Below are 7,292 nucleotides of genomic sequence, written 5' to 3' on the forward strand. Positions count from 1 at the left end.
GACGAGGGGCCGCTGCTGGGCAACCAGCGGCCCCAGCCCGCCGCGCCCGGCCGCGCCCGCCTCGTCACCCGCGACCGCGGGGCGGAGGTCGTCCAGCTGGCGTGGCGCGAGCCGTCCGACTGAGGGCCGCCGGCACTCACACGTGGGTGTGCTCACCGGGACCCTTGACCCGCACCCCCGGCAGGTCGGCGAGGTCGTAGGTCATCTCGAAGGTACGCCGGTAGCCGGTGTGCGCGACGCGCCAGCCCGCGGGCGTGCGGACGTAGCGGTCCTCGTAGAACGCGGCGCCCTCGAGCATGAAGTGGTACTCCGGCACGATGACCTTGTCCTGGAGGTACCACCGCCCGGTGGCGGCGTCGCCGTCGACGGCGATCTCGGGGTGGTGGGCCTGGTGCAGGGTCAGCCGGCCCTCGCCGAGGTTCTCGCGCATGTAGGCGACCAGGGCGGTGCGGTCGGGGAAGACCAGCCCGTTGTAGTCGCCGGTCGCCTCGGGCAGGAAGCAGTCGGCGAACTCGTCCCACTGCTTGGTGTCGAGCGTGCGCAGGTAGCGGTACTTGAGCTGGCAGATCTGGGTGACGTCGTCCACGAAACGAGAACGTATTCCAGTTCCGGCGGCGGCGTAAGGGCCGCGTTGACCTCCGCGTAACACCGATTCAACCTCCGCGGCACCCGACTTTGGCATGCTGGAGGCCGAAGTCGCTCCGAAGCGGCACACCTCGAGACCTAGGGAGGCTGACATGGACCACACCACCACGTCCGACCGCGAGATCGACCGTGAGATCGACCGTGAGATCGACAGCGCCCTCGACCGCCTGCGTGAGCAGCGCACGCAGCTGAAGGTCCGGCACGCCCAGCGGCTCACGAGCCTGATGGAGGAGCGCAGCGACCTGCGCGGCGTCCACGCGCTCGCGGACTACTTCGACGACGCGGTCCGCTGGTCGGCCTGAGAGCCGGGCACGGCGTCGGGGAGGGCCTCGTTATAGTCGCGGCGTGATCTTCAAGCGGGTCGGCGACGGGAGGCCCTACCCCGACCACGGCCTGTCCTCGCGGGCGTGGGCCGCCATCCCGCCCCGGCAGGTGCGTCTCGACGAGCTCGTGACCACCAAGGACACCCTGCAGCTCGCGGCGCTGCTCGACGAGGACTCCACGTTCTACGGCGACCTGTTCGCGCACGTCGTCGAGTGGGGCGGCGAGCTCTACCTCGAGGACGGGCTCCACCGGGCTCTGCGGGCGGCCCTCCAGCAGCGCAACGTCCTGCACGCCCGGGTGCACACCCTGGAGGGTTGATGGCCGAGGGAGCACGGTCCGCGATCACGCTCGCGGCACTGGCCGTGCTCCTCGTGCTCGGCGCCGTGTGGGGCTGGTCGGCCCTCACCGATCCGCTGCCCGCCAAGGTCGACCGGCCCCTGTGCGTGGACACCACGGTCGAGGCCGGCACCAAGGTCTATGCCCAGGACGTCACGGTCAGCGTCTACAACGCCGGCACCCGCGAGGGCCTGGCGGGTCGCACGATGCAGCTGCTCAGCGACGACGGGTTCGCCGAGGGCAGCATGGGCAACGTGCGCGCCCGGGTCGCCCGCGTCGCGATCTGGACCCTCGAGCCCGAGAACCCGGCGGTCCGGCTCGTGGCCAGCCGGCTCGGCCCGGACGTCGACATCGAGCGCCGCGAGGGTCCCGGAGTGGGGGTCGCGGTCGTGGTCGGCGACGGCTTCGACAAGCTGGCCAAGGGGCGGCGCTCGATCGTGGCCGCCGAGGACGCCACCATCTGCAGCCCGCCGGTGGACTGACGATCCCGCAACGACTCAGGTCGGGCGCCGGTGCGCCGGGTCCTCCACCAACCACTGGGCGAGGCGGCCGCGCTCGCTGACCTGGCGCAGCCGCGCCTCGGTCTGCCAGCGCAGCTTGCGGGGCGTGACGACCAGCAGGTCGTCGCCGTGGCGCAGGACGGTACGCCGCTCGGGCACCAGCGTCTCGCCGTCCCGGATCACCATCGACACCGACGCCCCTCGCGGCAGCCGCAGCTCGCCCACCTCGACGCCGTGCATCCGCGACGTCGGGGCGATCGACACCTGCAGCAGGTCGGCGGCGATCCGCTCCAACGGGGCGGCCTCGACCTCGAGCCCGCGCGGCTCCGACCTGCGGGCGACCCGCAGGAGCCGGGCGACCAGCGGCAGCGTCGGCCCGGTGAGCACCGTGTAGAGCACCACCATCACGAACACCAGGTCGAAGAGCCGCTCCGCGTCGTCGACCCCCTCGGCCAGCGGGATCGTCGTCAGCACGATCGGCACCGCCCCACGCAGGCCGGCCCAGGAGATGAACGAGAGCTCCCGCCAGGGCAGCGGTTGCACGACGGCGCTCGCGAGCACCGAGATCGGCCGGGCGAGCAGCGTGAGGATCAGCCCGGCGACGATCGCCAGCCCGACGGTGGACAGCGTGATCCGGCCCGGCGAGAGCAGCAGCCCCAGCGTGACGAACAGCCCGATCTGCGACAGCCAGGCCAGCCCCTCGGCGAACGACCGCGTCGCCGCCCGGTGCGGCAGCTCGGAGTTGCCGAGCACGAGCGCCGCGACGTACACGGCGGCGAAGCCCGAGCCGTGCACGAACGTCGCGACGCCGTAGCCGAGGAACGTCAGCGTCATCACCGCGAGCGGGTAGAGGCCCGAGGAGGGCAGCGCGGCCCGGCGCATCACCCAGGCCCCGCCGTACCCGGCGGCCAGGCCGAGCACGATGCCGATCACGAGCTCGTAGACGACGATGCCCAGCAGCGCGGGCACGCCGTGGTCGTCGACAGCACCGCTGGAGATCAGCGTCACCAGCACCACGGTCGGGGCGTCGTTGAGCCCCGACTCGGCCTCGAGCGTGCCGGTGAGGCGTTTGGGCAGCGGGACCACCCGCAGCACCGAGAACACCGCCGCGGCGTCGGTCGGCGACGTGACCGCGCCGAGCAGGATCGCCAGCTCCCACGGCATGCCGAGCAGGTAGTGCGCACCCAGGGCGACCACCGTCACCGAGACCGCCACGCCGAGCGTGGCCAGCGAGACCCCGAGACGGATGCAGCCGCGCATCTCCGACCAGCTGGTGGTCAGGCCACCTTCGGCGAGGATCATCGCCAGTGCGGCGAACCCGACCGCGTGGGCGACCTCGTAGTTCTCGAACTGGATGCCCGCGCCCGACTCGCCCAGCGCGACACCCATGAGCAGGTAGACGAGCAGGCTGGGCAGCCCGGCGCCGGTGGAGACGCGCACCGCGAGGATCGCCAGGAACGTGACCACGGACCCGACGAGGATGAACGCGTCGAGGTCGTGGACGTCGAACGACACGGATCACCCTTAGCGGTCGTCGGGGCGCGGGGACGCAGTCTATCGGTGCGCTCCGGTCGCGGCGCCGGGGCGACGTCGCCCCGGACTGGAACTTGTTCTAGAATCGGCTCGATGAGCAAGGGCACCGAGATCCCCGACGTCCTCCCCGCCGAGGTGCTGGCCGGCGCGCCGGCGTACGACGTCGTCGTCGTCGGCTTCGGCATCGCCGGCGGCTGCGCGGCGCTCGAGGCGGCCCGGGCCGGCGCCCGGGTGCTGCTGCTGGAGCGGGCGGCGGTGCACGGCGGTACGTCGAGCATGTCCGGCGGCCACTTCTACCTCGGCGGCGGCACGGCCGTGCAGCAGGCCACCGGGCACGACGACTCGCCCGAGGAGATGTACCACTACCTGGTCGCGGTGTCCAAGGAGCCCGAGCACGACAAGATCCGCGCCTACTGCGAGGGCTCGGTCGAGCACTTCGGGTGGCTGGAGGCGCTGGGCTTCGAGTTCGAGCGCTCCTACTACCCCGAGAAGGCCGTGATCCAGCCCGGCACCGAGGGCCTGATGTACACCGGCAACGAGAAGGTGTGGCCCTACAAGGAGCAGGCGCGGCCCGCCCCGCGCGGCCACAAGGTGCCGGTGCCCGGCGACACCGAGGGCACCAGGATGGTCATGGACCTGCTCCGGTCGCGGGTCGAGGAGGCCGGCGTCGAGGTGCGCTACGAGACCGGCGCGACCAACCTGGTCGCCGACCGCGACGCCGTCGTCGGGCTCGCGTGGAAGTCCTTCGACGAGGTCGGCTACGTCGCAGCCGGCGCGGTCGTCATCGCCGCCGGCGGGTTCGTGATGAACCCCGACATGGTGGCGGCGTACACCCCGAGCCTCGCGGAGAAGCCGTTCACGCTGGGCTCGACGTACGACGACGGGCTCGGCATCCGCCTCGGCGCCTCGGTCGGAGCCGAGCTCAAGCACATGGACGAGCCGTTCATCACCGCGCCGTTCTACCCGCCCGCCTCGCTGATCACCGGGTTCTTGGTGAACCAGGACGGCGTGCGGTTCTGCAACGAGGACGGCTACCACTCGCGGACCTCGCAGTTCGTGATGGAGCAGCCCGACCACGCGGCGTACCTCATCGTCGACAGCGAGCACGTGGAGTACCCGAAGTTCCCCCTGGTGCCGCTGATCGACGGCTTCGAGACGATCGCCGAGCTCGAGGACGCCCTGGACCTGCCGGCCGGGTCGGTCGCGAAGACGCTCGAGCGCTACAACGAGCTGGCCGCGGCCGGCGAGGACGTCGACTTCCACAAGGCGCCGGAGTGGTTGGCCCCGCAGGGCGTCGGGCCGTGGGCGGTCTTCGACCTGCGGCTGGGCAAGGCGATGTACGCCGGCTTCACCCTCGGCGGGCTGCGGGTCTCGGTCGACGGCGAGGCCCAGCGGCCCGACGGCTCGGTGATCCGCGGCCTCTACGCCGCCGGCGCCTGCGCGTCCAACCTCGCCCAGGACGGCAAGGGCTACTGCTCGGGCACCCAGCTCGGCGAGGGCTCCTTCTTCGGCCGGCGGAGCGGTCGAGCCGCGGCGGCGCGAGCCTGCGAGCGGCGCCGGTGAAGGCGAGAGGTTGAGGAGCGTCGGCTCGAGCCGCCGCTGCCCGAGCTCGCGAGGGCAGCGATGAGCGGCGAAGGTTGAGGAGCGTCGGCTCGGGTCGGAGCGCAGCGACGGACCGAGCGACGCGTCTCGAAACCCAGTCACGCAGTAGGCACATCCGCCCAAGCGTCGACCAGCAACCCACAGGCGACGGTGGTTTCGAGGCTCGCTCCGCTCCCTCCTCAACCACCGCGAGCCACGCCGTAGGGTCGAGCCCGTGAGCAGGTTCCAGGTCGCGTCGAGAGCCAACGTCCCGCCGTTCCACGTGATGGACCTGCTGGCGGCGTCGGCGGAGCGGCAGCGCACCCACGGCGACGTGCTCAACCTGCTGGCCGGGCAGCCGATGACCGGCGCGCCGGCGCCGGTGCGCGAGGAGGCCAAGCGGCTGCTGGACTCCGGCGACCCGCTGGGCTACACGCCGGCGGCCGGCATCCGCGAGCTGCGCGAGGCGATCGCCGGCCACCACCGCCGCGCGCACGGCATCGACGTCGACCCCGACCAGGTGGTGGTGACCACCGGCAGCAGCGGCGGGTTCCTGCTGGCGTTCCTCGCGGCCTTCGAGGCCGGCGACCGGGTGGCGATGGCCCGACCGGGCTATCCCTGTTACCGCAACGTCCTGACGGCGCTGGGGTGTGAGGTCGTCGAGATCCCGACCGGGCCGGAGACCAGGTTCCAGCCGACCGTCGAGCAGCTTCAGGAGCTGCGGGACATCAAGGGTCTCGTGGTCGCGAGCCCCGCCAACCCCACCGGGACGATGCTGCTGCCGAGCGAGCTGGCCGCGCTCGCGGCGTACTGCGAGGTCGAGCGGATCCAGCTGATCAGCGACGAGATCTACCACGGCATCGAGTACGCGCCGCTCACCGGCGGCGCCAGCCTGGCCCGCAGCGCGTGGCAGACCAGCCGCGAGGCGGTGGTGTTCTCCAGCTTCTCGAAGTACTTCTCGATGACCGGCTGGCGGATCGGCTGGATGCTCGCCCCCGACCGGCTCCGACGCGCGGTCGACGTGCTCACCGGCAACTTCACGATCTGCCCGCCGGTGATCGCCCAGCGCGCATGCCTCGCGGCGTTCGACGAGGCGTCGTACGCCGAGCTCGACGGCCACGTCGCCCGCTACGCGGACAACCGGCGGCTGCTCCTCGACGGCCTGCCGAGGCTGGGCATCACCGACCTCGCGCCCGCGGACGGGGCGTTCTACGTGTACGCCGACGTCGGCCACCTCACCGACGACACGATGCGGTTCGCCCATGAGCTGCTCGAGCGCACCGGTGTCGCCGTGGCGCCCGGCGTGGACTTCGACACCGTCGACGGGCCGCGGTCGATCCGGCTGAGCTTCGCCGGCCCCGGCGCCGACATCGAGCGGGCGCTGGAGCGGTTGTCCACAGTGCTGGATCGCTGAGGTTTCTCCACAGCCGCCGGGCGGCGACCCTTCGTCTGACCCCATCCGGGGTCGGACACGGAGGGAAGGGCCTGACGATGTACGGGGACACGACCACGATCCGGGCGCTCGCCGCCGGGATGCGCGAGCGCGCCGACGAGATCCGGGCCGAGGCGACCCGGCTCCTCGCCCGCGCCGAACAGGTGCCGTGGCAGGGGCTCGCAGCCGACGCGATGCGCCACCACGCGCAGGGCCGGGCGGCGGCGCTCGTCCACACCGCCACGCTGCACGACGACGCCGCGGAGGCGCTGGACCGGCACGCCCGCGAGGTCGACCGGCTCAAGGACCTGATCGCCGCGATCGAGCGCAAGGCACGCCGGCTCCTCGACTCGGTGGCCGACCGGGCGGGCGGGATCGTGGACGGGATCATCGGCGGCGTGGTCGGCGGCGTCGGCGCGGCGCTGCCCGACGGGCTCGAGGACGCGCTGCGCGGGTTCGTTCCGCCCCCGCCGGGCGACCGCGCCTGGCTGGACGTCCACCTGCCGGGACTGGGCCGATGACCGGGCCGATGACCGGGCCGACGACCGGGCCGATGACCGGGCCGACGACCGCGCTCACGATGCCGGTCGCAACCCTCGAGCGGCTCGCCGACGCGACCCGCACCCCGCTGCCCTGGCACGAGCCGGAGCCGATGCCGGCCCACCAGCCGGTGCCCCGGCTGCTCGTCGACGCGCTGGCGCGGTTCGGGCGGCCGGAGGTGCTCGTGACCCTCGACGTGCTGCACCCCGGCGGGCGGCTGCGGTCCTGGCAGCGGCTCGCGGGATCCGACGTGACCGCGGTGTCGGTCGCGGGCACCGACCGGGCCGAGCTGGCCTGGTTCGCCGCGGAGAGGTGGCCGGACCACCTCACCCGCACCGCGACGCTGGCGGGTGCCCGCTCGACCAGGGTGCGCGCGGTCGTCGCGGCCCGGGCCCACGGCC

At 72.8% G+C, this 7,292-nt stretch carries 9 protein-coding genes; 7 read left to right on the forward strand and 2 right to left on the reverse strand.

Annotation, left to right across the window (positions count from 1 at the left end; translation table 11 throughout):
• Window positions 1-136: 136 nt before the first annotated feature.
• Window positions 137-586, reverse strand: coding sequence for a nuclear transport factor 2 family protein (locus tag VGD85_RS15570; protein WP_331064346.1), 450 nt, complete (start codon window positions 584-586; stop codon window positions 137-139).
• Between the two features lie 151 nt (window positions 587-737).
• Here VGD85_RS15570 and VGD85_RS15575 point away from each other — a divergent pair, with 151 nt between their 5' ends.
• The 3 genes from VGD85_RS15575 to VGD85_RS15585 are packed head-to-tail and all read left to right on the forward strand — an operon-like array spanning window position 738 to window position 1,787.
• Window positions 738-947: a hypothetical protein gene (locus tag VGD85_RS15575; protein WP_331064347.1), complete on the forward strand. Its 210-nt coding sequence runs from the start codon at window positions 738-740 to the stop codon at window positions 945-947.
• A 43-nt stretch (window positions 948-990) separates the two neighbouring features.
• Window positions 991-1,287 carry a type II toxin-antitoxin system VapB family antitoxin gene (locus VGD85_RS15580; protein WP_331064348.1) on the forward strand — a complete coding sequence of 99 codons (297 nt, stop codon included), beginning with the start codon at window positions 991-993 and terminating at the stop codon, window positions 1,285-1,287.
• Window positions 1,287-1,787 carry a LytR C-terminal domain-containing protein gene (locus VGD85_RS15585; protein WP_331064349.1) on the forward strand — a complete coding sequence of 167 codons (501 nt, stop codon included), beginning with the start codon at window positions 1,287-1,289 and terminating at the stop codon, window positions 1,785-1,787. The genes VGD85_RS15580 and VGD85_RS15585 overlap by 1 nt, the downstream gene beginning before the upstream one ends.
• Window positions 1,788-1,802: 15 nt before the next feature.
• Here the strand turns inward: VGD85_RS15585 and VGD85_RS15590 are convergent, their stop codons facing one another.
• On the reverse strand, window positions 1,803-3,320 hold the full coding sequence (locus tag VGD85_RS15590; RefSeq protein ID WP_331064350.1) for a potassium/proton antiporter: 1,518 nt from the start codon (window positions 3,318-3,320) through the stop codon (window positions 1,803-1,805).
• 111 nt (window positions 3,321-3,431) lie between these two features.
• On the opposite strand from VGD85_RS15590, the gene VGD85_RS15595 reads away from it, so the two are divergent.
• The 4 genes from VGD85_RS15595 to VGD85_RS15610 form a co-directional block, all read left to right on the forward strand.
• A complete protein-coding gene (locus VGD85_RS15595; protein WP_331064351.1) occupies window positions 3,432-4,901 on the forward strand; it encodes an FAD-binding protein in 1,470 nt (489 codons plus the stop codon).
• A 253-nt stretch (window positions 4,902-5,154) separates the two neighbouring features.
• Window positions 5,155-6,333, forward strand: coding sequence for a pyridoxal phosphate-dependent aminotransferase (locus VGD85_RS15600; protein ID WP_331064352.1), 1,179 nt, complete (start codon window positions 5,155-5,157; stop codon window positions 6,331-6,333).
• A 77-nt stretch (window positions 6,334-6,410) separates the two neighbouring features.
• A complete protein-coding gene (locus VGD85_RS15605) occupies window positions 6,411-6,872 on the forward strand; it encodes a hypothetical protein (RefSeq protein ID WP_331064353.1) in 462 nt (153 codons plus the stop codon).
• Window positions 6,873-6,880: 8 nt separating this feature from the next.
• Window positions 6,881-7,292 (forward strand): hypothetical protein (locus VGD85_RS15610; protein ID WP_331064354.1); only part of this gene is annotated, 412 nt, incomplete at its 3' end.

It is taken from the genome of Nocardioides sp., assembly GCF_036401255.1.
GTDB lineage: Bacteria > Actinomycetota > Actinomycetes > Propionibacteriales > Nocardioidaceae > Nocardioides.

What these genes read in the sequence shown, in the direction of transcription:
- VGD85_RS15575 (WP_331064347.1), top strand. Translation starts at nt 738, where the DNA reads ATGGACCACACCACCACGTCCGACCGCGAGATCGACCGTGAGATCGAC.
- VGD85_RS15585 (WP_331064349.1), top strand. Translation starts at nt 1,287, where the DNA reads ATGGCCGAGGGAGCACGGTCCGCGATCACGCTCGCGGCACTGGCCGTG.
- VGD85_RS15595 (WP_331064351.1), top strand. Translation starts at nt 3,432, where the DNA reads ATGAGCAAGGGCACCGAGATCCCCGACGTCCTCCCCGCCGAGGTGCTG.
- VGD85_RS15605 (WP_331064353.1), top strand. Translation starts at nt 6,411, where the DNA reads ATGTACGGGGACACGACCACGATCCGGGCGCTCGCCGCCGGGATGCGC.